The 20,614-nt window shown below is 64.7% G+C and carries 21 protein-coding genes; 10 read left to right on the forward strand and 11 right to left on the reverse strand.

Features of this window, described 5'->3' with window-relative positions:
* Nucleotides 1–60: 60 nt before the first annotated feature.
* The 3 genes from GS429_RS20350 to GS429_RS20360 form a co-directional block, all read right to left on the reverse strand.
* A complete protein-coding gene (locus GS429_RS20350; protein ID WP_160067622.1) occupies nt 61–1,803 on the reverse strand; it encodes a PH domain-containing protein in 1,743 nt (580 codons plus the stop codon).
* A gap of 5 nt (nt 1,804–1,808) precedes the next feature.
* On the reverse strand, nt 1,809–2,270 hold the full coding sequence (locus GS429_RS20355; protein WP_160067624.1) for a PH domain-containing protein: 462 nt from the start codon (nt 2,268–2,270) through the stop codon (nt 1,809–1,811).
* A 129-nt stretch (nt 2,271–2,399) separates the two neighbouring features.
* Nucleotides 2,400–2,654: a BolA family protein gene (locus GS429_RS20360; RefSeq protein ID WP_160067626.1), complete on the reverse strand. Its 255-nt coding sequence runs from the start codon at nt 2,652–2,654 to the stop codon at nt 2,400–2,402.
* Between the two features lie 131 nt (nt 2,655–2,785).
* On the opposite strand from GS429_RS20360, the gene GS429_RS20365 reads away from it, so the two are divergent.
* The 3 genes from GS429_RS20365 to GS429_RS20375 all read left to right on the forward strand — a co-directional run bounded on the left by GS429_RS20365 (nt 2,786) and on the right by GS429_RS20375 (nt 5,324).
* Entirely contained in the window at nt 2,786–3,292 is a 507-nt protein-coding gene (locus GS429_RS20365) for a DUF7523 family protein (protein WP_160067628.1), read from the forward strand.
* A 90-nt stretch (nt 3,293–3,382) separates the two neighbouring features.
* Nucleotides 3,383–4,246, forward strand: coding sequence for an SDR family oxidoreductase (locus GS429_RS20370; RefSeq protein WP_160067630.1), 864 nt, complete (start codon nt 3,383–3,385; stop codon nt 4,244–4,246).
* Nucleotides 4,239–5,324, forward strand: a complete 1,086-nt coding sequence (locus GS429_RS20375; RefSeq protein ID WP_160067632.1) for a patatin-like phospholipase family protein — start codon at nt 4,239–4,241, stop codon at nt 5,322–5,324. The genes GS429_RS20370 and GS429_RS20375 overlap by 8 nt, the downstream gene beginning before the upstream one ends.
* Nucleotides 5,325–5,343: 19 nt before the next feature.
* On the opposite strand, the gene GS429_RS20380 is transcribed toward GS429_RS20375, so the two are convergent.
* Nucleotides 5,344–5,595: a DUF7861 family protein gene (locus tag GS429_RS20380; protein WP_328821516.1), complete on the reverse strand. Its 252-nt coding sequence runs from the start codon at nt 5,593–5,595 to the stop codon at nt 5,344–5,346.
* Nucleotides 5,596–5,720: 125 nt separating this feature from the next.
* Here GS429_RS20380 and cysS point away from each other — a divergent pair, with 125 nt between their 5' ends.
* The 3 genes from cysS (at nt 5,721) to GS429_RS20395 (ending at nt 9,382) form a co-directional block, all read left to right on the forward strand.
* Nucleotides 5,721–7,217: a cysteine--tRNA ligase gene (gene cysS, locus GS429_RS20385; RefSeq protein ID WP_160067636.1), complete on the forward strand. Its 1,497-nt coding sequence runs from the start codon at nt 5,721–5,723 to the stop codon at nt 7,215–7,217.
* Nucleotides 7,218–7,301: 84 nt separating this feature from the next.
* Nucleotides 7,302–8,471, forward strand: a complete 1,170-nt coding sequence (locus GS429_RS20390; protein ID WP_160067638.1) for a PAS domain-containing sensor histidine kinase — start codon at nt 7,302–7,304, stop codon at nt 8,469–8,471.
* 155 nt (nt 8,472–8,626) lie between these two features.
* Nucleotides 8,627–9,382: a DUF6517 family protein gene (locus GS429_RS20395; RefSeq protein ID WP_160067640.1), complete on the forward strand. Its 756-nt coding sequence runs from the start codon at nt 8,627–8,629 to the stop codon at nt 9,380–9,382.
* Between the two features lie 171 nt (nt 9,383–9,553).
* Here the strand turns inward: GS429_RS20395 and GS429_RS20400 are convergent, their stop codons facing one another.
* The 4 genes from GS429_RS20400 to GS429_RS20415 all read right to left on the reverse strand — a co-directional run bounded on the left by GS429_RS20400 (nt 9,554) and on the right by GS429_RS20415 (nt 12,556).
* Nucleotides 9,554–10,696, reverse strand: coding sequence for a presenilin family intramembrane aspartyl protease PSH (locus tag GS429_RS20400; RefSeq protein WP_160067642.1), 1,143 nt, complete (start codon nt 10,694–10,696; stop codon nt 9,554–9,556).
* 128 nt (nt 10,697–10,824) lie between these two features.
* Complete coding sequence (locus GS429_RS20405) at nt 10,825–11,073, reverse strand: H/ACA ribonucleoprotein complex subunit GAR1 (protein WP_160067644.1); 249 nt, start codon at nt 11,071–11,073, stop codon at nt 10,825–10,827.
* Between the two features lies 1 nt (nt 11,074).
* Nucleotides 11,075–11,356 (reverse strand): signal recognition particle subunit SRP19, encoded by a 282-nt coding sequence (gene srp19, locus GS429_RS20410; protein ID WP_160067646.1) that lies wholly within the window; start codon nt 11,354–11,356, stop codon nt 11,075–11,077.
* Between the two features lie 60 nt (nt 11,357–11,416).
* Complete coding sequence (locus tag GS429_RS20415) at nt 11,417–12,556, reverse strand: PGF-CTERM-anchored ABC transporter substrate-binding protein (RefSeq protein ID WP_160067740.1); 1,140 nt, start codon at nt 12,554–12,556, stop codon at nt 11,417–11,419.
* Between the two features lie 60 nt (nt 12,557–12,616).
* Between GS429_RS20415 and btuC the strand changes: the two genes are divergently transcribed.
* Entirely contained in the window at nt 12,617–13,747 is a 1,131-nt protein-coding gene (btuC, locus tag GS429_RS20420) for a vitamin B12 ABC transporter permease BtuC (protein ID WP_160067648.1), read from the forward strand.
* Nucleotides 13,744–15,300, forward strand: coding sequence for a heme ABC transporter ATP-binding protein (locus tag GS429_RS20425; RefSeq protein WP_160067650.1), 1,557 nt, complete (start codon nt 13,744–13,746; stop codon nt 15,298–15,300). The genes btuC and GS429_RS20425 overlap by 4 nt, the downstream gene beginning before the upstream one ends.
* Before the next feature lie 97 nt (nt 15,301–15,397).
* Here GS429_RS20425 and GS429_RS22000 read toward each other — a convergent pair whose 3' ends face one another.
* Both GS429_RS22000 and GS429_RS20430 read right to left on the reverse strand, forming a co-directional pair.
* Nucleotides 15,398–15,544, reverse strand: coding sequence for a hypothetical protein (locus GS429_RS22000; RefSeq protein WP_201294059.1), 147 nt, complete (start codon nt 15,542–15,544; stop codon nt 15,398–15,400).
* Between the two features lie 101 nt (nt 15,545–15,645).
* Nucleotides 15,646–16,740: a BtrH N-terminal domain-containing protein gene (locus GS429_RS20430; protein ID WP_160067652.1), complete on the reverse strand. Its 1,095-nt coding sequence runs from the start codon at nt 16,738–16,740 to the stop codon at nt 15,646–15,648.
* Between the two features lie 138 nt (nt 16,741–16,878).
* Between GS429_RS20430 and gatE the strand changes: the two genes are divergently transcribed.
* Nucleotides 16,879–18,747 (forward strand): Glu-tRNA(Gln) amidotransferase subunit GatE, encoded by a 1,869-nt coding sequence (gatE, locus tag GS429_RS20435; protein WP_160067654.1) that lies wholly within the window; start codon nt 16,879–16,881, stop codon nt 18,745–18,747.
* A 108-nt stretch (nt 18,748–18,855) separates the two neighbouring features.
* On the opposite strand, the gene GS429_RS20440 is transcribed toward gatE, so the two are convergent.
* Nucleotides 18,856–19,338 carry an Lrp/AsnC family transcriptional regulator gene (locus tag GS429_RS20440; protein ID WP_160067656.1) on the reverse strand — a complete coding sequence of 161 codons (483 nt, stop codon included), beginning with the start codon at nt 19,336–19,338 and terminating at the stop codon, nt 18,856–18,858.
* A gap of 181 nt (nt 19,339–19,519) precedes the next feature.
* Here GS429_RS20440 and GS429_RS20445 point away from each other — a divergent pair, with 181 nt between their 5' ends.
* Complete coding sequence (locus tag GS429_RS20445; RefSeq protein ID WP_160067658.1) at nt 19,520–20,560, forward strand: DMT family transporter; 1,041 nt, start codon at nt 19,520–19,522, stop codon at nt 20,558–20,560.
* Nucleotides 20,561–20,614: the final 54 nt, after the last annotated feature.

A 20,614-nucleotide genomic window follows, 5' to 3' on the forward strand; every position in this document is an offset into this window, starting at 1 on the left:
GTTAAATAAAATCAGGGGATTCCATCAGTCAAAGCACGGACGGTCAGTATCGATCGACGATCAGGTGAAGTCTACGGTGAGTCCCAGATCGTCGTCACGAGCGCGCTCGCGCAAGGCCGACTGGAGCCGTTTGCGACCGGCCGTGTGGGCCTCACGCGCGTCCTCGAGATCGACGTCGTAGATCGTCGGCGTGCCCCAGAAGAACGTCCGCGAACTCGCCGTGTCGATGACCAGCGAGGCCAGTCCGAGCCGGCGCTGGAAGATCGATCGCCGCGTCGAGACGGTCTGGATCCGGTAGTAGGGAATCACGGTCGTTCGTCGCTGCCAGAATCCTGATCGGACGACCAGGTGGTTCTCCCCGACGAAGTAGCCGATGTGGACGTACTTCAGGTGTGCTGCCGGCGGGACCGCGACGAAGACGACCGCGGCGAAGTACCAGCCCTCGAGTGCGGTCACCTGCGCGAGTCCGAAGACGGCTGCGACGATGACGGCAGCGACCAGGGAGTACCGAACCAGGTACCGTCGACGGGCCATCGTCGGCGGACTGCGGAACGTCGGCGTCTCGACGTCGGTGAGGTTTTCGGTGAATCGGTGGACGCGGGACTGTTCGGCGAGCGGAACCGCCGACTGGCTACCGCCGCTGCTCTCGGGTCCGTAACCCGCCGTTTCGACCCACAGTCCGGCGTAGCCGATCAGGCGCTGGAGCGGGTTGGCGGTCACCGTCACCGACTGGACCTTTTCGACGGGGATCGACCCGCTGTAGCGCTGGAGGAGCCCGCGCTCGTAGACGAAGTCCTCGCCGGTTCGCCCGAGTTCGAAGTCGTAGTAGGTGGCGAACGTGTAGGCGACGCTCAGCAGGTAGGTGATGACGATCCCGTTGATCATCGAGACCACGGTCAGGATTCCGTAGTTCGTGGCCGTTCCCTCCCCGATCTCTTGTGGCCCGCCGACCGGCTGTGCGGTGGCCACGAGGAGGTCGATGATCGGATCGGTCGCAAGGAAGAAGACGAACAGCACGGCCGCCACGGCGGCGGGACGGAACGACGTAAAGGAGTACAGCAGGAGCTCCCGGGCCTGGAGATCGAACAGGCGTTGTCGGCGTTGCCTGTCCGGTTCGGACGCGTACGCTCGGCGCTCCGCGTCCGGTTCCTCGCCGTCGACGGGCGTCGAGTCGGGGTCGGTTCGATCGGCTCGGTCCGGTGGAACCGCCGTCGGGTCGGACGGCGTATCGGTCTCGGCACCGGAGACGGCCCCCGTTCGGTCGGCATCGCTCGAGTCCGCGTCGGGTTCGGTCGGTCGCTGTGACCCCTGCTGCTCCCCCTCGTTCGCGGACCGTTGTTTGGTCCGTCGCTGTTCTTTCACGTAGGCGGTTCGCCGACGGATCTGGTCTTGCAGCCGATTGGCTTCGGACTCGCTGACGAAGTTCAGCGACGCTTCGGTGTTGCCGCCGCCGGCGGTCTCGATCGAAACGATTGCAAGGCCGAGCAGTCGCTGCAAAACGCCCTGTCGTACGTCGACGTTCTGAATCCGGCCGTAGGGAATTTCGCGGGAGCGTCGGGCGAACACGCCGGAAGCGACGTCGAACGTGTCCGGGGTGATGCCGTACTCGAACCGGTAGTAGTAGGCGATTCCGTAGGCCGCTCCGGCGAGGAATCCGAGCGGTGCGGCGATGGGAGACCAGGCCGGACTGATCGGATCGAAGATCCCGCCGAGGGCGAGGACGAGCACGATCGGCACCCAGAGCCAGAGGAAACCGTACTGGATGGCGTACGTGACCGCGCTGAGTGGATGAAGTCGATTCATAGTGGTTAAACTGCGTCGTCGGCTTCGCTCTCGACCGCGAGTTCGCGAAGCGTATCCTGCAGATCACGAGCCCGGTCGGGCGTCAGTCCCGGGATTCGAACGTCCGCGTTCCGCGAGCCGGCCGTGTAGACGACCACGCTCGAGAGGCCGAGCGCGCGTTCGATGGGGCCGAACTGCGTGTCGACGTGCTGGACGCGAACGAACGGGACGGCCGTCTCGACGAACGTCACGACGCCGCGTTCCAGATAGAGCGCGTCGTTTTGCAGTTCGAACTGCCAGACCTGGTAGAGCCGGACGGCGTAGGCGATTCCCAGGACGAGGCCGACGGCGACGACGCCGGCGATGACCGCCGTCGGAACGTCGGCGAGCCACTGATCGACGCCCGCGAGAACGACGCCCAGAACGATCGCTGTGATCGCCCCCTGGGCGATCCAGAGCAGCCTGATTCGGGGGTGAAGCGATTCCATACGCATATCCTATCAGGAACGCAGGATAAAGCTGCGGTTCCGATGGCGGTGCTGGGGTTGACCGGACCGACGGTGAAACTGAACGGGACGCCACCAGTGCTCTACAGCGTTTGGTACCGTCTCAAACCGTCACGACTCGTACTCCTCGTACTCGTCGGGCGTGTACGTCGACAGTTCGAGGGCGTGAATGTCCGTCGTCATGTGATCGCCGAGCGCGTCGTAGACCGCCTGGTGTTGCTGGACCAGCGGGAGCCCGTCGAACTCGGGCGAGATAACGGTCGCCGCGAGGTGGTCGTCATCGTGTTCGTCGCGTGCGTGTGTCACGGTCGCCTCCGCGTCTTCGAGGTCCGCTTCGATGAGCTCCTCGATATCGGCTAACTCCATACTCGAGTGGTCGGGCGCTCGCGGCAAAAACGCCGCGGTCCCGGTCGGTAACGAACACCGACGGCAAACGTTTCCACACCCACACGGCCGCAGTCGTCGCGTTTATACTGGTATAGCCCGCTGTCGAGAGTATGTCACTGGCAGCTGAAACCCGTCGTGCCGCCGAGTCGCATCCGTTCCTCGTCGCGGCACTTCGAGCGGGCGTCGTCAACTACACCGCCGCTGCCCGGTTTCTCGAGGGCGAGGGCGACGTCCAAGGCGAGACCGACGCCATCGCGACGGCACTGCGCCGGTACGCCGAGGAGTTGCCGGACTACGAGCGCGAGTCGCGCGACGTTCGCGTCAGAATGGAGAGCGGCATCGGATCGGTCGAGTCCGGGGCGGCCGACGCGCTGCTCTCCGTCGGCGGGACTGCCTTCGGCCCGACGGACGGCGACCGAACGGCCATCGTCGCGACCGGCGCCGTCGATGCGACCGCGCTCGGGGACACGCTGCGGCGATTGTCACTCGCGGATATCTCGCCGCACGCAGCGGCGGTCGACGCCGAATCGATGATTGTCGTCGTCGACCGACTCGAGGGGGCGAATGCCGTCCGAGCGGTCGAGAGTGCGCTCGAGAACGTCCGGCAAAGGACGTAGCCGTTCGCAGGCGAAACGGTTACTGATGGGGCGACCCGCCAGTCGCGCGCTGAAGATATTTACAGCGTCGCTGACATTGTTCCGATAGCAATGTCATCGTCGACTTCCGATCTGGAGCCGCCGGAGCTGACCGCGGACGACCTGCTCGTGCTCGAGGACCCGAACTTCACCCCTGAAACCGTCGCCATCGTCACCGGTGCGGCCTCGGGCATCGGCGAGGCGCTGTCGGTCGCGCTCGCGGTGAACGGCCTGACCGTCGTCGGTGCCGATATCGACGAGGAGGGTCTCGAGGCCACGGCGTCGACGGTCGAATCGTTCGATCCGTCAGGACGGTACGTCTCGGTGCCGACGGATCTGACCGACGACGGCGACGTCGAGGCGGTCGTGGAGGCTGCCGCCGAGGAGGGAACCCTCTCGGTCGTCGCCAACATCGCCGGGATCCAACACATCGATTCCATCGCGGAGTTCCCGGTGGAACAGTACGATCTGCTGCAGTCGGTGATGGTCAGAGCGCCGTTCCTGCTCGCGAAACACGCCATGCCCCACATCGAGAATAGCGGCGACGGCACGGGAGCCATCGCGAACATGTCCTCCGTCCACGGCCACTACGCCACAAAGGACAAGGCACCGTACATCACGGCCAAACACGCGCTAAGCGGGTTGACGAAGTCGATCGCTGCCGAAGGTGGTGGTCACGTACGCGGGTTCAGCGTCAGCGTCGGGTACGTGCTGACGCCGCTGATGGTCGACCAGATCGCCGATACGGCGGCGAAACGCGGGATACCCGAGGCCGAGGTCGTCGAAAACGTGATGCTCGGTCCCGCTCGTTCCAACGAGATGATGACGCCCGCGGAAGTCGCGAACCTTTTCGTCTTCGGCTTCTCCCGGCATGCAAACCACCTCAACGGCGGTGATCTCCTCTTCGACGGAGGCTACACGACTACCTATGAGTGAGACGAACGACGACGCGGAGCAACCTGAGTCGACGGAGAGACCGACCCCGAACCCCTGCTCGGATGACGGGGAACCCGACTCCGATGGGGTGACGCAGGTCGCGATCGCGTGTCAGGGTGGCGGCAGTCACACCGCGTTCACCGCCGGCGCGCTCCGGGAACTCCTCTCGGCGGCCGACTGGGAAGAGGAGTTCGAACTGGTCGGCATCAGCGGCACCTCCGGAGGCGCGTTCAACGCCCTCGCGGTCTGGTACGGCCTCGTTACCGGCGACGAGGCGAAGGCGATCGACCTGCTCGAGCGCATCTGGTCCGATATGGCCGCGAGTGACTACCCCGATATGGTCGTCAACCAGTGGGTCTCGCTGCTCTCGCGGTTCCAGAGCGAAGGGGTTGGAATCCCGAACGTCAGTCCGTACTACTCGCCGGGATCCGACTGGGGCCAGCAGCGGATCGTCGACATTCTCGAGCGCCACATCGAGTTCGAGAATATTCCGGCCCTCTGTGCGTACGAGGAACCGGAGCTCGTCGTCGGGACGGTCAACGTCAACGACGGGGCCTTCGAGACCTTCACCAACGAGGACGTCACCGCCGACGCGGTTCTCGCTTCGGCAGCGATTCCGACGCTCTTCGAGGCGGTCGAGATCGACGGCGAAAGCCACTGGGACGGGCTGTTCTCGCAGAACCCGCCGGTCAAAGACCTTATGTCGGTACCCGGCGACCGAACGCCCGACGAATTATGGGTGATTCAGATCAACCCACAAGAGCGGGAGGGGACGCCGACTCGACTGCCCGAGATCACCGACCGACGGAACGAACTCGCGGGCAACATCTCGCTGAATCAGGAACTGCGGACCATCGAGCGGATCAACGAGTGGATCGAGGACGGTCACTTCGACCACCCCGAGTACACGCAGACGACGATCCGACGGCTCCAGCTACGGGGGTATCATCACTCGACCAAACTCGACCGCGATCCCGACTTCCTCGAGGAGTTGATCGAGCACGGCGCACAGGAGGGCGCAGCGTTTCTCGAGGGATTGAACCTCGAGGACGACGTGGAGTACCCTGCCCGGCAGTGAAGCGGGGAGCGCGGACGAACTACGCGTTACCGCCGTGTTGGCGGTACCAAATCTGTTCGCCGACCGGCGACTCGTGGTCAGCGATGTCCAGTCTGCTGACGAAGAGGTCTCTGATAGCGACCGTGACGACGAGTTCGACGGTCTCACCACTCTCCGTTTCGACGGTGACCACGCAGTGTCCGTCTCGGTCATCGATTCCCCGGATCGTTCCGACCGACCAGCGTTCGATGTCGTGGGTCGGTTTACGAGCGTGGATGCGGTCGTGGGTCACAGTCGATCGACGGCCAGCAGAACCGTATAGCTCCCCCATGCTCGCTGTCTCACTGTTCCCGGATCGCCTCGGCCCCTTCGAACTATTGACAGCGTTTAACTGGAGGCCGGAGGTAGACGTACCCAATGACCCTACACGTGACGAACACGTTGACGGGCGAGAAAGAGCCGTTCGAGCCACGGGACCCCGAGAACGTCTTGCTCTACTACTGTGGCCTGACGGTTTCGGATCCGCCCCACCTGGGCCACGCGCGGTCGTGGGTCCACGTCGACGTCATGCACCGCTGGCTCGAGTACCTCGGCTACGACGTGCGTCACGTCGAGAACTTCACCGATATCAATGAGAAGATCGTCGCCCGCGTGGGCGAAGACGACCTCGGTGAGGACGAGGCGGACGTCGCGGAGACGTACATCGAACGGACCCTTTCGGACATGCGCGCGCTCAACCTCCTGCGGGCCGAGGTCTATCCGCGCGTCTCCGAACACGTCCCCGAGATCGTCGACCTCGTCGAGACGCTGATCGAGAAGGGCTACGCCTACGAGTCCAACGGCTCGGTCTACTTCGACGTTACCAGCTTCGACGAGTACGGCAAACTCTCGAACCAGGAACTCGAGGAGATCGAATCCCAGGGCGATCCGGACGAGCGCTCGGAGAAGCGCAACCCGGCGGACTTCGCGCTCTGGAAGGCCGGCGGCGTCGACGAAGCGGCGATCGAAGAACACCGCCACGAGGGCGCTGCCGACGCCGAACACGCCTGCGAAACGGCCCAAACGTGGGAGTCGCCGTGGGGCGAGGGCCGTCCGGGCTGGCACATCGAATGCTCGGCGATGAGCATGACCCATCTCGACGAGACGCTGGATCTCCACGTCGGCGGGCGCGACCTCGTCTTTCCCCACCACGAAAACGAGATCGCCCAGTCCGAAGCCGCAACCGACCAGCGCTTTGCAAACTACTGGCTCCACTGCGAACTGTTCCAGATGGACGACGAGAAGATGTCCTCGAGTCTCGGCAACTTCGTCACCGTCGAAGCGGGCGTCGACCAGCTGGGAACGAACGTCCTGCGGACGTTCCTGACGGCCGGGTCGTACAACAGCAAACAGCTCTATTCGGACGAGACAATCGCCGAGGCCGAAGAGCGATGGGATCGACTCGAGCGCGCCTACGACGCGGCCGTCGAGGCGCTGGATTCGCCGGACGCCCGGACGAAGGTCGAAGACGAGTCGCTGCGCGCCGACGTCGACGAGGCTCGCGAGTCGTTCGTCGCGGCGATGAACGACGATTTCAACACGCGCGAGGCGCAGTCGGCGCTGCTGTCGGTCGCGACGGCGATCAACGCCCACCTCGAGGACCGCGAGGAGTACGACTATCGCGGGCTCCGAACCGCCGTCGAGACGCTCGAGGAACTCGGTGCCGTCCTCGGACTCTCCTTCGTCGGCGAGACGACGGGGACAGCCGACCTCGCTGGCGACGTCGTCGACCTCGTGCTCAACGTGCGCGAACAGGAGCGCGATGCGGGCAACTACGACCGGGCCGACCAGTTGCGCGACGAACTCGAGGCGCTGGGCATCGAGATTCAGGATACGGACGACGGCGCGAGCTATCGGCTCCCGTCCGGCGAGTAGTCGAACGGCTTGGACTTTATTCCGTGTCGATCGATTTCGAGGCTGGCAATACAGTTCAAGTACCGTGAGTTCGTGGTTCGGGTAATGGCCCCCACCAACTCGTTCGTCGGCGCTGGATTCGACGCACTGCCTGCACGCGTCGCGATCCTCGACGGCGACGGGGAAATCGTCTACACGAATCAGTCGTGGGAGTCGTTCGGTACTGCGGCGGGGATCGCCCCCGATTCGGGCGGCGTCGGTACGAACTATCTCTCGGTCTGTGACGGCAGTACGGATCAGGACGGCACCGAAGCCGCGGAGGGGATCCGAGCCGTCGCCGCCGGCGAACGGGAAGCGTTCTCCTTCGAGTACCCCTGTCACGGGCCGTCGGAAGAAGGGTGGTACATGATGGAAGCGACACCGTACACCCACGAGCAGGAGGAGTACGTCCTCGTGATGCACGTCGATATTACGGAGCGGCGACTCCTCGAGCGGCAGGCCCGCGACCAGGCCGAGCAGATGGAAGCGTTCGCGACGTTGCTCTCGCACGATCTCCGGAATCCCCTCGCGGTCGCGATGGCACAGTCACAGTCGCTCGAGGCGGCCGAGATCGACTGCGGATCGGCGATCGGTGACGGGACGGATTCGGTCGGATCGACGTTGTGCTCGTCGCTCGAGCGGATGGAAACCATCATCGACGACGCACTGGTACTCGTCAAGACGGAAGCTGTCGACCGACCCAGCGCGGTCCAACTGACGACGGCAGTCGAGAACGCGTGGTCGCATGTCCGGACGGACGACGCTACCCTGTCTGTCGTCTCGCCGATGACGGTTCACGCGGATCCGTCGCTACTCGGACATCTCCTCGAGAACCTCTTTCGCAACGCTGTGGAGCACGCTGGCGAGGGCTCGGCGATCGAGATCGGTCCGCTCGAGGCTCAGGCCGCAGCCGAAACGGGAACCGAGTGGGCCGGCGAATCGACGGGTCGTCCGGTCACCGACGGAACGGGAGACCGATCCGGTATCGAGGGGTTTTACGTTCAAGACGATGGCGCGGGCATTCCGCCGTCGGATCGCGAGCGAATATTCGAGTCGGGCTACACGACCGACGCCGGCGGTTCCGGCTTCGGACTCGCAATCGTCAACCGTGTCGTCGACGCCCACGACTGGACGGTCAGCGTGACCGATGCCGAGGACGGTGGGGCGCGGTTCGAACTTCGCGACATGATCGCGTTCGATCAGTCTCGGACGGATCGACGTCCGCCACACGACTGAAGTGGGCTTGTAACCGTCGAACAGTTCGTGTCAGTGTGTGGCAATTATCGGCCGATACTCACTCGAGTGGCCGTGTTCAGGCCGTCTACAGCGTATTCCGTACCGTGACAATCATCACGAACTTTATTGGTTAGAGTACGGTCGACCAGCATAGTATGAATCGAAGACGGTTCGCCGCCGCGGTTACGGCCGGAGCGGTGAGCGCATCGGCAGGGTGTCTCAGCGATCTCATCGACGACGTGACGACGTTCGAGGCCTCGCCAATTCGGGTTTCCGAGACCGCCGCCGATGAGGCCGGCTACGAGTACCAGGGAACCGAAGAACGGGTCGAAGAACGGGAAGTCGCCGGTGAGAGCATCGAGGCGACGAACTACATCAGTCGGTACACCCGGACGATCGATCTGCCGATCGATGCCCTCGGCGGAGAGACCGAGGCGGGCGTCTTCGGCGTCGTCTCCACGCCCCAGGTTCACGTCGCGGGCGAGGACTTCAACCCGGTCGGCGACATGAACGAGGCCGAACTGGCCGAACACGTCCAGGACCAGTACGACGAACTCGAGATCGATCGGAACGTCGGCGGCCGAGCTATCGAACCGGACGAACTCTCCTCGACGGTCTCGTTCGAGACCTACGAGGGAACGGCGACCCTCGAGGGAGAGACTGGCGTCGACGTCTACGTCGATATCGCCCAGCCGGACCACGACGACGACCACCTCGTGGTGATCGGCGTCTACCCCGACGACGAGGCCGTTCCGCTCGAGGACGAACGGGAGCGAATCGATACGCTGGTCGCCGGCCTCGAGCACGGCGACGACGTGGATGTCGATATCGTCGAGGGGAGTGCTGATGATGGAGATGGCGACGGTGACGATGACGACGACGGCGATGACACAAACGCAGACGACGAGTAGGTTCCTGCGGGCGGCAAAACTGTGACAGTCTCCGCGTGCAACGATCGGTAATCGAACGACCCCGGTCGAGAGCCCTTCGACGGTGACAGAGCATGTAGCGGTCTCGGTGGTTTGTGTTTTCACCGGCTCTCAGTCACTCAACTCTGCTCGAGATCCGGGGCTCGAGTCCGCTCAGAATCCGAGTGCTGCGGTAAGCGACAGCCCGCTCGCGATCGCACCGAGCAGGTAGCCGCCGATCGCACCGCCGTTGAGCAGCGGAAGCCCCGCGTGAGCCCGTCCCTTGAGGACCATATGCATGAGCACGAGCAGGCCCGCGATCGTTCCGAGGAGCGCACCCAGTGCGGGGAGGTTCAACGCGATTCCCGGCACGTCGATCGTGCCGACGTCGAGGAAGTACGCCGCGCTCGCGACGAGGATCGTGGGGATGACGGCGTCTCCCAGACCGATGAACAGCGCGTCGCGCTCGAGAGCGTCAGCGACCGATTCGTCGGCGTCGGGTTCCGACTCGACGTCGCCGGGACTCGAGTCGGCGTTGGAGCCGGCTTCGGCAGTTGTCTCTGTCGCGCCGGTCGCCGCTTCCGCTGGACCACCGTTGGCTACAGCGTCCGGTGTCGATTCGGTGGTGTCCGAGCGAGGGGAAGCATCGGTCGAGCCGTCGCGTTCGTTTTCAGTGTTATTGGAATCGTCGAGAACGTCGTCAGTGCTGCCCGACTCGAGATAAGAGAACGAAAGCGACGTGGGGATGACGAGGATGACCGGAATCTTGAGATCCATCACGCCGTCGGCGAGGTCGAGCATGTGCTCGGTCTGGTAGACGCTGATCGCGTCGTAGACGGCGAGGACGGTAAGTAGCAGAATTGCCGGCAGAAGTCCGAAACTAATGCCGAACAGGGCGGCGGCGCCCGCACCCATCACCACGCCGGCGATGTCGATCACGTACCACTCCGGATAGAACAGGAGCGCGGCCCCGAACGCGACGGCACCGAGCGCGGCGATGACGTTGACCGAGCCCACGGTGATCGTCGGCGGGGCGAGTTCGGCGAAGACGAACCACGCCAACATCATGCTGACGCCGATGATCATGGCCTTGATGAGCCACTCGACGTCGTACTTGAACGTCACGAGCATGAGCGCGGTCGCCGCGAGAATAATTGCGAAGTAAACGAGACTGTTCGCCGGATCGTCGGGGTCGTCGACGGCCTGATGGCCCGCTTCCTGGAAGGGATCGACCAGTGCCAGCGCGCCGAGCTGGACACCGAGGAAGAGCACCACCGTCACGCCGACGGCGAGGAGGGCTCGCGTCCGAGGGTTCATAGGCCGGCGTTTGCACCCCGCTCCTATGGGTGTTTTCGTCTCCGCTCGAGTCGGGTGTCCGTTTGTGCGGGGCGTGTCCGGTCCCACGCGACGAGAGCCGCCGCACCTATTTTCCGGGCGATCGCTGGTCAGCGAGTGTAGAGCGTCGATCCGACCAGCGACGGCAGATGGACGCCGTCGTCCGGCGTCACCGTGACGTAGGGGCGATCGACCGGCCCGAAGACATCGACGACGCGGCCGACCTCCTCGAGCGAATCGTCGAGGACCATCGTCCCGATCTCGTTGCGGTACGTTTCGCCGTCGTCCTCGTCGGTGTCGTCGGTCCGCAACACGGCAAGTCCCTGTGCGGTACGGACGACGGAGCCAACCCGGCGCATCTTACTCGCGCATCGCGACGACGTACGCCGCGACGGCTTGGACGAGATCGTTCTTCGACGAGTCGTCGGCCCCGCGGACGACGACCCGGCCGCGGTCGGCCCAGTGCTCGCGGGAGTAGGCCTTGTCCCGCTCGATCGTGGCATCGTACCCGATCTGCTGGACTGCCTTGGCGATTTCGTCGACCGACGGCTCTTCGACTGCGAGATCCTGTGACACGCGCCGCCCCTCGGCCCGTGAGAGGCCCGCATCGAGATAGGCGGGCCAGATAACGTTCTCGACCATGCGTTCATCTCGAGGGGCCGGTGAGTAAACCTTTTTCAAAATAAGACGACAGTGAGACGGTTATCTGCGGCGTGCGAGGAAGGCAGTTCCGAGGAGTGCGGCGACGGCCACGGGGATACCGAAGCCGGGGATCGTTTCGGCCGCGTCATCGTCCTCGTCTGCGTCGGTATCGCTCGCATCGTCGCCGTTCTCGTCAGTCGCGCTGTCATCGCTCTCGGTGTCCTCGAGGCCCTCGACCGCCGCCTCGTAGGCGTCAGGGTGGACAGCCTCGACGATGTCGACGACCGCGTAGACGACCTGCGGAGCGGGCTGGTTGAGCTGGTTGGCGTCGACGGCGATGACGTTACCGTCCTGGTAGGCCGACGTCGATTCGGCGATGTCGGGCATCAGAACCTCCGGCTCGGCATCGTCGGAGTGGATGATCCAGTCGGGATCTTCCTCGACGAGCGTCTCCTCGGAGAGCTGTTCGTAGCCGGATATTCCCGCGCGTTCGCCGATGTTCTCGACGCCGGCGGTCGTCAGCACTTCGTGGATGAACGTCTCGGTTCCGGCGGTCGTTCCGTCGTCGCCCATCGCGTAGTAGGCAAGCGGCCGATCGGCGTCTTCGAGGGCCGTCTCGACGGTCTCGAGGCGCTCGTCCATCCAGTCGACGGTTTCTTCGGCACCGTCGCACTCGTCGGTGAGTTCGCCGGTCTGGAAGACGTTGTCGCGGACGTCGTCGACCGATTCGGCTTCGTCGAAGTGGTAGACGTCGAGGCCGGCCTGACGGAGCGTGTCGATATCGTCGTCGAACGTCGCGTTTGCGGCCAGAACGACGTCCGGCTCGAGGTCGATCACGCGCTCGTGGATGATCTCGTAGCCGTCGGTGATGGCCTCACGGTCGCCCATCTCGAGGTCGGCCGTCGCCGGGTTATCGGGCATGCCGGTGAGTCGGTCTTCGGCGCCGATTTCGAAGACCGTCTGGGCGTCGCTCGGCTGGAGCGCGACGACGGACTCCGGTGGTTCATCGAGCGTGATCGTTTCGCCGGTCGCATCTGTCACCTCGAGTGGGTACTCACAGTCCATCTCGTCCGATTGGGCGGCGGCCGAAGCGTCGAGTCCGACGCCGGTTCCTGCCCCTGCTCCCGCCCCCGCGACGGCGGGCGCGAACAGCGAGAGGGTGAGTAACGCGGTGATGAGTACAACGAATTTTTGTCGCATCATCCGATAGATCGTGGTTCTTCAACAAATATTTGTCTAACCCAACCGAGGTTGTAGTGTATGGAACACGCGGTCCGGACCGTTTCGTGGTCGGCGGGGCTGGTGGTGGTGCTTGTCGCCGTAGTCGTCGCTAGCGCTGCACTCGGGGCGGTCAGGATCGATCCGCTGATCGTCGGAATGGCGATCCTCAACAGTGTCGCCGTCCCGTCGGGTTTCACACTCGGCAGTTCGACGATCCCCGCTATCGGTGTCGGTATCCCGTTCCCGAGCGTCGAGTACACCTCGGTCTTCTCGTTCGACGTGCCGGATTCCCACCAGACCATCGTCACCGACATCCGGCTTCCGCGGATCGCCCTCGCAGCGACGGTCGGCTTCTCGCTCGCGGCCGCGGGAACGGTCATGCAGGGGTTCTTCCGCAACCCGCTCGCCGATCCGTCGATCATCGGCGTCTCCTCGGGTGCCGCCGCGGGGGCTGTCGCGGCCATCGCGTTTCCGGCGCTGATTCCGTTCGGCGGCCTCCACCTCGCGGCGTTCGTCGGCGCACTGGGGACGGCGTTTCTCGTCTACGCGATCGCGACCGAGGGCGGACGAACGCCGGTCGCCACGCTGTTGTTGGCGGGCGTCGCGATACAGGCCTTTCTCGGGGCGCTGATCTCGTACATGCTCGTCTACAGCGGCGACGACCTCAGACAGGCCGTCATCTGGATGATGGGGCACCTCAGCAACAGCAACTGGAACGACGTCGCGTTCGCGTTACCGGTGACCGTCGTCGGCGTGGCGATCCTGCTCACCTACACCCGCGAGATGAACGTCCTTCTGCTGGGCGAGGAGGACGCCCACCACCTCGGCGTCAACGTCGAGCGGACCAAGCTCCTCTTGCTCGCGCTCGCGAGCATCGTCACCGCGGCCGGCGTTGCCGTCGCAGGCGTCATCGGGTTCGTCGGCCTCGTCGTTCCCCACATCATGCGGCTGCTCGTCGGCCCCGATCACCGGATCCTGTTGCCGACCAGCGCGCTCGCCGGAGCCTCGTTTCTGATCGCGACGGATACGATCGCTCGCCTCGGAACCCTCTCGCTGCCCTTCGGCGTCGCCGTCGACACGCCCGTCGTTCCCGTGGGCATCATCACGGCCGCGCTGGGGGCCCCGTTCTTCCTCTTCTTGCTCACCCGTCGGGAGGTGCACTCGGTATGAATCCGTTCTCGAGTTCCTCGAGTGCCTCGAGTGGAAATTCGAACGACGATACCGAAGGCGGTGAGGACGCGGGTGGAGTTGACGGAAGCGGTGATGGGAGCACGCGCGATGCGGATCGGCGGGCAATACAAACGGGGTCAGAACACGCATCGGAACCGGAAACGCTCGAGCCCGCGACGATCAGCGTCGAGAACCTGTCGCTGTCCTTCGGAGACCTCTCGGTGCTCGAAAACGTTTCGCTGACCGTCGACCCCGGCGAGTTCGTGGGCTTCGTCGGTCCCAACGGGGCCGGCAAGACGACGCTCCTCCGGGCGATCAGCGGCGCGCTCGAGCCCGATAGCGGAACGGTGACGATCGACGACACCGACGTTCACGACGTCTCCTCGAAGGCCTCGAGTCGACTCGTTTCGGTCGTCCCCCAGGATACCGCGCTGTCGTTTTCGTTCCCCATCCGCGACGTCGTCGAAATGGGACGGCACCCACACCGGTCGCGGTTCTCGTCCCCGACGCGCGAGGACAGCCAAGCGGTCGAGCATGCCCTCGAGCGGACGCGAACGGCCGACCTCGCCGACCGACCGATCGACGAAGTGAGCGGGGGACAGCGCCAGCGAGTCGTCCTCGCGCGGGCGATTGCCCAGGGAACGCCGGCGATGTTGCTCGACGAGCCGACCGGAAGCCTCGACATCAACCACCAGCTCGAAACCCTCGAGTTGGTCCGAGAACTGGTCGACGACGGTCGAACCGTCTGTGCGGCGATCCACGACCTCGATCTGGCCGCGCGGTACTGCGACCGACTCGTGATGCTCGCCGACGGCGGCGTCTATCGGAGCGGGCCCCCGGCGGAGGTCCTGACCGGCGAGGCGCTCGCCGACGTCTTCGACGCGTCCGCGACGGTCACGGAGAACCCGATCACGGGGACGGAAACGGTGACGGCGCTTCCGGATCGGATTCGATCCGGCCAGATCCCGAGAGACGACGACAGCGACACGCAGGTTCGCGTCCACGTCCTCGGCACCGGTTCGATCGCGGCGCGCGCCCTCACCCGACTGGACGCCACAGGTGCGGGCCTCGAGGTCTCCGTCGGCCCCGTCACGAGCGGCGATGTCGCGGCCCAAACGGCTCGGTCGCTCGCGGTCGACCGGCTCGAGATCCCGCCGTTCGAATCGCTCTCGCCGGCGGATCTGGTGACGTTCGAGAACCGCGTCGAGGAAGCCGACGCGGTCGTCATCGCCGAGAGCGTGTTCGAGTCGAGCGGTCCGGGGACGCGACAACTCCTCGAGTCCGCGGATGCAACGGCCGACTCGATTGTGATCGTCGCGGACGACTCGTCTCGAGCGGACACCGCCGGCTCTCGGGACCGAACTCGGGGTACCGAGGCGACGCCGGAAACGCTCCTCGAGGCAGTCTCGAACGCGGTCGAGAACGGTCCCGATTCGTCGGCCCCGGTTTCCGATCGGGCCTCGTCGGGAGCCGGGTCCGGATCCGGATCCGGGTCGACGTCTTCGGACCGGGACTCGAGTTCGGGGCTGTCGGCCGAGTCCTCCGGGGACTGATACGAACTGCCGTAACGAGGTACCGCTGCAACCACATGCTGCAACTACGGGCCGTCGATGGTCCCACCGGTACTGACTTGCAGGGGGCCGTGCGTGACTAGTGCCCGAGCAGACGGAGGATGACTCCGAGGACGAGACCCGAAATCCCGACGACGATCCCGACGCCGGGGATGACGGGGATCGGAATGAGACCGATCCCGAGAACGATCGCGAGGACGATGACGATCGTGGAGAGTCGGACCATACTCGAGATAACCGGGAAAGGCGTGTAGCCGTTATGCTTGCTCTCGCGGCCGACAACACCGGTCGTATTCACCGCCGCGATCTGACCGTAACAATCGAAAATCACGCGAGTGCAGCTAACAGGTCCTCGTACAACCGTTCCTCACGATCCGCGAGATCGTGGATCGTCTCGGCGGTGTCGGTCAACGCCGGCCGCAACCGGTCGGGATCGGACCGCTCGCTCGCCTCTTCGAGCGATCGACCGACCGCCGTCCAGTCGGTCGCGATGGCGTTCATGCGCGAGACCGCGTCGTCGGGGAGTTCGGGCACCGTATCGTCGACCGTCTCGAGGAAATCGGCGTACAGTTGGCGGAAGGCACCCCCGCCGGTTCCGCGGCGCTCGACGTTCTGGTAGGCGAACCTGACGCTCCACTGCGGGTCCTCGAAGTCGACCCAGGTTGGCAACTCGTCGGCGAAGCGTCTGATGCCCGCGATTCCCTGGGTTCCGAACTCGCTCTTACGGTCGCTCGTACCCACACACTCACTCTCACCCGCGCTCTCGCTACTGCTAGCCGTCCCGCTATCTCGTCCGATCGGTCCGTCGGAACCGCTGGAGGCGAGCATGCCGCGAGCCATTTCGGCGATAGCCTCCGGCGCGGCCGCCTCGAGCGATCGATCCGGCCCGGGGTCGGCGACGACGAGGTGGCGGTTCCGGAGGGGCAACACGGAGTTCGATGACATCGCGTCGTGGAGCCGATCGAACGGCACCCGCTGGAGCGCGTCGAATTCGCTGTCCGAGAGGACGACGGTCTCCTCGTCGTCTTCGACCCCCACACAGAGAACCGAGTGAGGCGCGAAGTGGGTGTCCGTCTGGAAGTAGTCGAGGTGGTAAATGTCGGTGAAAACCAGCACCGGGTCACCGCCAGCGACGCGAGCACGGATTCGGTCGCGAACCGTCCGCCAGTCGTCTCCTTCGCGACTGTCGACGGCGATGCCGAGCGTCTCAAAGAACGTTTCCTCGAGTCGCGGCGGTCGGCCGAAGAAGCCGCGGTGAGGGCTCTCTGGGAGCTCGAAATAGGTGAATCCGAGCCCGGCGGCCAGACCGAAACAGGTCTCCTCGTCGTACCCCCAGTCGTAGTACAGCGCGAGGTTTCGAAGGGCGGTCGAGCCGCAGTGACGACCGGTCCGGTGACGGTAGTCGTTCATCGTCGCTTCCATGCGTGCTACTGCCAACGAGAGTCCAATAACGATTCGGATCGGCGTGTCACCGGCGAATACACCGAGCGAGCAGTGGGCGAGTGCCAGTCCGGCCGCAACTGGACGGTTTTTTACCCTTCCGTCTCCGAGTGGCCGCCAATGAGCGAACACGACTACGACGAGCTCGGACTCGTCGCCGGGCTGGAGATCCACCAGCAACTCGAGACGGCGACGAAGCTGTTCTGTCAGTGTCCGACCGAGCTTCGCGAGCCCGAGGAGTCGACGCGCCGGTTTACGCGCTATCTCCACCCAACCCGAAGCGAACTCGGCGAGATCGATCAGGCCGCACTCGAGGAGAGCAAGGTCGACCGCGAGTTCGAGTACCTCGCGTACGACACGACCTGTCTCGTCGAGGAGGACGAGGAGCCGCCACATGAACTCGACGAGGAGGCCCTCGAGACGGTCCTCGAGATCGCCCAGCTGATGGACATGAACGCGGTCGATCAGGCCCACGTCATGCGCAAACTCGTCGTCGACGGCTCGAACACGTCGGGCTTCCAGCGCTCGACGCTGATCGCCACCGGCGGACAGATCGAGACCAGCGACGGAGCCGTCGGGATCGAGGACCTCCTGCTCGAGGAGGAAAGCGCCCAGCGCGTCGCGGAGACCGACGACGGCGTCCGCTACAGTCTCGATCGGCTCGGGATTCCGCTGGTCGAAATCGGAACGAGCCCGGACATTTCCTCGCCCGAACAGGCCCTCGAAGCGGCCGAGCGGATCGGGATGCTCCTGCGCTCGACCGGAAAAGTCAAACGCGGCCTGGGGACGATCCGCCAGGACGTGAACGTCTCCATCGCGGAGGGGGCCCGCGTCGAGATCAAGGGCGTCCAGAGCTTAGACGACATCGACGACATCGTCCGCAACGAGGTCGCCCGGCAGGTCGAACTCGTCGCGATTCGCGACGAACTCGAGGAGCGAGAGGCGTCGGTCGGCGAGGCCCAAGACGCGACCGAGGTCTTCGACGGGACAGAAAGCGGCGTCATCGGCGGCGCGCTCGATTCGGGCGGCTCCGTGATGGCCGTCCCGCTGTACGGGTTCGACGGCCTCGTGGGCCGCGAAATTGCGCCGGACCGACGGCTGGGGACCGAGTTCTCCGACCACGCGAAACGCCACGGCGCGGGCGGCATCTTCCACACGGACGAGTTGCCTGCCTACGGCGTCACCGAAGCAGAGGTCGCGGACCTGCGGGAGGCCGTGGGTGCCGGCTCCGAGGACGCCGTGGCGATCGTCGCCGCGGACACCGGCGTCGCGGAGGCGTCGATCGATGCCGTCGCCGAACGCGCCGGAACCGCACTCGAGGGCGTTCCCGAGGAGACCCGCGGCGCGAACGACGACGGGACGACCCGTTACCTGCGGCCGCTTCCCGGCGCGGCGCGGATGTACCCCGAGACGGACGTGCCGCCGGTCGAACCGGATCCGAGCGACGTGCCGGAGCCCGAACTGCTGACGGCGAAGGTCGAGCGCTATCAGGACGAGTACGACCTCGGCGCGGGGCTGGCCGAGCAGGTCGCCTACGGCAAGCGGATGCCGCTGTTCGAGGACGTGGTGGCCGACGGTATCGATCCGACGCTCGCGGCGTCAACCCTCGAGTCGACGCTGACCGAACTGCGGCGCGACGACGTGCCCGTCGAGAACCTCACCGACTCCCACATCGAGTCCGTGCTCCGTCTGGTCGAAGACGGCGAGCTACCGAACGAAGGGGTAACGGATCTTCTCGAAGCGTTAGCCGACGATCCAGACCAGACCGCAGAAGAGGCTGCCGAGGCGGCCGGGCTCGGCGGCGTCGGCGAGGACGAGGTCCGCGAGGCTGTGGTCGACGTCGTCGAACGAAACGAAGCGCAGGTCGCTGACGAAGGCATGCAGGCGTTCTCGGGGCTCATGGGCGAGTGTATGGGCGCGCTGCGGGGCAAGGCTGACGGCGACCTCGTGAGTCAGGTGCTCCGCGAGGAGATTCAAAAGCGAACGTGAACTGAGACGGACTGCGTGCTGTACGCTTGCTGATCCGGTGTTTCGCTCCACTCACAGGGCAAGGGCGGCCCCGTCAGAGAGTACCGGTTTACCGGTTATCCTCGTTCGCTACTCGTCGACTAACTCCTCGAGTAACGTCTCGAGGCTGTAACTCTGTAACGCGTCCCGTTCTTCGATCGCGGAGATCACGAACGTCGAGTCGGTTCGGTCGACGCCGTCGAGTTGTTCGAAGTCGGCGATGAGTCGCTCGACGGTTTCGCTGCTGCTCAGTCGGGCGAGGACGATGAAATCGGTCTCGCCCATCGTGAAGTAGACGTTCGTAACCCCCTCGATGGTCAGCAGCCGATCCGAAAACTCCTCGTACGAGCCCCGGTAGTCCGCGTGGACCTCGACGAGAACGGTCACCCCGAGCCCGAGTTCCTCGAGGTCGACGTCGTAGCGGTCGTTCGTGATGACCCCCTCCTCTCGAAGGTTCGTAAGTCGATAGTGGATCGTCGAGACGGGAATGCCGGTCGCCTCGTGGAGCTGTTCGGGACTTCCGGTCTCGAGTTCGGCGATCGCTTTGAGCAGTCGGACGTCGCGTTCGTCCATGCGAGAGAGTTCGGAGCGCCTGGAAAATATGTCCTTCGGTTGATGAAATTGGAGATATATCCAACTTCTGTTCCTGGAGTGGATGGGGTTTCGGATTAGATCCATGTGTGTGGTTCTGAATTCGTCGATGTCGACATCGTTGTAGAAGGACCTAAGTATAGCAACTCATTTCGAACTCGGTATGACTATGCTCGATTTTATTCCAAATGGGTGCCGTGAACTGGTGCTCTTTTCGATACTCGCGCTCTGTTGGGGCAGCTCGTTCGTCGCGATCGAGATCGGTCTCGAGTACGTTCCGCCGCTGCTGTTCGCCGGCCTCCGCTACGGACTGGCGGGACTGATCGTCCTCGGCTACGCGGCCGTCGTGACCGACCGAATTCGTCCCGTCGATCGTGGAGAGTGGATCGCAGTTTCGGTCGCCGGCGTCTTCGTGATCGCGCTCTATCACGGGCTGTTGTACATAGGTGAACTGTACGTGTCGGGCGCAGTCGCGGCGACAGTCGTCAGTACGGCACCGATCCTCACCGTCGCATTCGCGGGGGTTATACTCCCGAGCGAACGGCTCAATCTACTCGGCGTCGTCGGCTTCGTGCTCGGGCTGATCGGCGTGTTGCTCGTCGTCCAGCCATCGTCATCGGCCCTCGCCGGCGACACGATGCTCGGCGCTGCGCTCGTCTTCGCCTCCGCCATCGCGTTCGCGCTCGGCAGCGTGCTCTTACGACCGATCGAATCGGACCTGCCGATCGAGACCCTCGAGGCCTGGGCGATGTTGCTCGGTGCCGGCGTGTTATTCGGCTGGGCGGGCCTCCGCGGCGAATCGGTCGCCGCGATCGAGCTGACGACGACGGCGCTGGTCTCGTACGCCTACCTGACGTTCGTCTCCGGCGTCTTCGCGTTCCTGCTCTACTTCGAACTGCTCGACCGAAGCGGGGCGACGCAGGTCAACCTCGTTGGGTACGCCGAGCCAGCGGTCGCGATCGGCGTGAGTTGGCTCATTTTCGGCTCTATTGTCGACTCGCTCACGATCGTCGGTCTCCTGACGATCCTCGCCGGCTTCATCGTTATCAAGCGCGAGACGCTTCGGTCCATCCTGCGATCCCGATCGACGACGCCCGCAGAGACGCCGCCGGTCGCGGCGGAACAACCCGAACCGCGAACCGACGGCGGGGTCGCACTCGAGTCCGATACGCGGGAGTTAGACCGCGACTGTCGATCCGACTAACGGGTGACACCGACGACTGTCGGTTCGTCCTGAAGTGTTCAACTCGGGCCACAG

Source organism: Natronorubrum halalkaliphilum (assembly GCF_009834785.1).
GTDB lineage: Archaea > Halobacteriota > Halobacteria > Halobacteriales > Natrialbaceae > Natronorubrum > Natronorubrum halalkaliphilum.

Excerpts from the sequence above, each read along its gene's own strand:
- GS429_RS20350 (WP_160067622.1), bottom strand. The coding sequence starts at position 1,803 with ATGAATCGACTTCATCCACTCAGCGCGGTCACGTACGCCATCCAGTAC.
- GS429_RS20355 (WP_160067624.1), bottom strand. The coding sequence starts at position 2,270 with ATGGAATCGCTTCACCCCCGAATCAGGCTGCTCTGGATCGCCCAGGGG.
- GS429_RS20360 (WP_160067626.1), bottom strand. The coding sequence starts at position 2,654 with ATGGAGTTAGCCGATATCGAGGAGCTCATCGAAGCGGACCTCGAAGAC.
- GS429_RS20365 (WP_160067628.1), top strand. The coding sequence starts at position 2,786 with ATGTCACTGGCAGCTGAAACCCGTCGTGCCGCCGAGTCGCATCCGTTC.
- GS429_RS20370 (WP_160067630.1), top strand. The coding sequence starts at position 3,383 with ATGTCATCGTCGACTTCCGATCTGGAGCCGCCGGAGCTGACCGCGGAC.
- GS429_RS20375 (WP_160067632.1), top strand. The coding sequence starts at position 4,239 with ATGAGTGAGACGAACGACGACGCGGAGCAACCTGAGTCGACGGAGAGA.
- cysS (WP_160067636.1), top strand. The coding sequence starts at position 5,721 with ATGACCCTACACGTGACGAACACGTTGACGGGCGAGAAAGAGCCGTTC.
- GS429_RS20390 (WP_160067638.1), top strand. The coding sequence starts at position 7,302 with ATGGCCCCCACCAACTCGTTCGTCGGCGCTGGATTCGACGCACTGCCT.
- GS429_RS20395 (WP_160067640.1), top strand. The coding sequence starts at position 8,627 with ATGAATCGAAGACGGTTCGCCGCCGCGGTTACGGCCGGAGCGGTGAGC.
- GS429_RS20400 (WP_160067642.1), bottom strand. The coding sequence starts at position 10,696 with ATGAACCCTCGGACGCGAGCCCTCCTCGCCGTCGGCGTGACGGTGGTG.
- GS429_RS20405 (WP_160067644.1), bottom strand. The coding sequence starts at position 11,073 with ATGCGCCGGGTTGGCTCCGTCGTCCGTACCGCACAGGGACTTGCCGTG.
- srp19 (WP_160067646.1), bottom strand. The coding sequence starts at position 11,356 with ATGGTCGAGAACGTTATCTGGCCCGCCTATCTCGATGCGGGCCTCTCA.
- GS429_RS20415 (WP_160067740.1), bottom strand. The coding sequence starts at position 12,556 with ATGCGACAAAAATTCGTTGTACTCATCACCGCGTTACTCACCCTCTCG.
- btuC (WP_160067648.1), top strand. The coding sequence starts at position 12,617 with ATGGAACACGCGGTCCGGACCGTTTCGTGGTCGGCGGGGCTGGTGGTG.
- GS429_RS20425 (WP_160067650.1), top strand. The coding sequence starts at position 13,744 with ATGAATCCGTTCTCGAGTTCCTCGAGTGCCTCGAGTGGAAATTCGAAC.
- GS429_RS22000 (WP_201294059.1), bottom strand. The coding sequence starts at position 15,544 with ATGGTCCGACTCTCCACGATCGTCATCGTCCTCGCGATCGTTCTCGGG.
- GS429_RS20430 (WP_160067652.1), bottom strand. The coding sequence starts at position 16,740 with ATGGAAGCGACGATGAACGACTACCGTCACCGGACCGGTCGTCACTGC.
- gatE (WP_160067654.1), top strand. The coding sequence starts at position 16,879 with ATGAGCGAACACGACTACGACGAGCTCGGACTCGTCGCCGGGCTGGAG.
- GS429_RS20440 (WP_160067656.1), bottom strand. The coding sequence starts at position 19,338 with ATGGACGAACGCGACGTCCGACTGCTCAAAGCGATCGCCGAACTCGAG.
- GS429_RS20445 (WP_160067658.1), top strand. The coding sequence starts at position 19,520 with ATGACTATGCTCGATTTTATTCCAAATGGGTGCCGTGAACTGGTGCTC.